The sequence below is a fragment of the Porphyromonas sp. C0026D3 genome (assembly GCF_056590775.1).
On the sequence record NZ_JBWPWU010000018.1, the window covers coordinates 1 to 1,325 of the forward strand.

The 1,325-nt window shown below is 39.6% G+C and carries 1 protein-coding gene; it reads left to right on the forward strand.

Going from position 1 to position 1,325, the window contains the following annotated elements; translation table 11 throughout:
- Nucleotides 1–125 precede the first annotated feature (125 nt).
- Nucleotides 126–1,289, forward strand: coding sequence for an IS4 family transposase (locus tag AC1EK1_RS08305; RefSeq protein ID WP_480307070.1), 1,164 nt, complete (start codon nt 126–128; stop codon nt 1,287–1,289).
- The last annotated feature ends 36 nt before the right edge of the window (nt 1,290–1,325 follow it).

The following is a 1,325-nucleotide window of genomic DNA, read 5'->3' on the forward strand; positions in this document are numbered from 1 at the left end:
CACTACTGTCCCGTTAAAGTGGACTAATCGCTCTTTGAATTAATTGAAATACAGTATTTTGCAAGAGATTTTAAGGGTGCGACGATTTGAATTTGTACTTTTGCAGTTATCTATAATACTGCACGATGAACAAAGACAAATACGTTTTCGCCCAATTGATAGAATTTCTCGACAATAACAAGTTTCGCCATTTGGTTGACAAGTATGATGGAAACCGCTATGTGAAGCATTTCACATGTTGGAATCAGCTGCTTGCTATGATGTTTGGTCAACTGAGTAATCGAGAGAGTTTGCGAGATTTGATTGTTGCTTTTGAAGCACATAGAGCAAAGCAATACCATCTTGGATTAGGGCGTAAGCCTATTGCGAAAACGACATTTGCTTCTGCCAATCAGAATCGTGACTACCGTATCTTTGAAGACTTTGCTTTCTATATGATGGAGCAAGCCAGGAAGAAACGAGTAACGGATATCTTCAAGTTGAAAGGCAATGTGTATGCTTTCGACTCAACGACCATTCCATTGTGTTTGTCGATCTTCTGGTGGGCAAAGTTCCGTAAGAAGAAGGGAGGAATAAAAGCACATGTGCTATATGACCTCGAATCTCAGGTTCCAGCTTTCTTCCATATCTCTACAGCATCAGTTTACGACTCAAAGGCTATGAAGGAAATTCCTTATGAATCAGGTTCTTACTATGTTTTCGACCGTGGATACAATGCATTCAAGGAGCTTTTCAAAATACATCAGCATGAATCGTTCTTTGTTGTGCGAGCCAAGAAGAATCTGCAATACAAATGCTGTAAATGGAGGCGCAGGTTGCCAAAGAATATATTGACAGATGCTGTGATTGAATTCACTGAATACAATTCATACCGGAAGTATCCGGAGAAACTCAGACTCGTCAAATTCTATGATGAAGAACAAGGTAGGGAGTTTGCCTTCCTTACAAATGCTTTTCATCTAACAGCTCCTGAAATCGCCAACCTTTACAAGAACAGATGGCAGATAGAACTGTTCTTCAAATGGCTAAAGCAGCACCTCAAGATTAAGAAGTTTTGGGGTACTACAGAGAATGCTGTGAGAATCCAAATCTCATCGGCAATCATAGCCTATTGCCTTGTTGCTATCGTACAACATGATTTACAACTTAAGCGATCTACTTATGAGGTTCTTCAGATTCTAAGCATTTCTCTTATGGATAAGACACCACTCGTAGATCTCTTCGAAAGGACTGATTTCAATAATGTCAAAGAACTCGATTGTCCCCTCTTTCCGGGGTTATTTGATTAATATTTAACTGGTCCCGATTTTAACGGGACACTAATG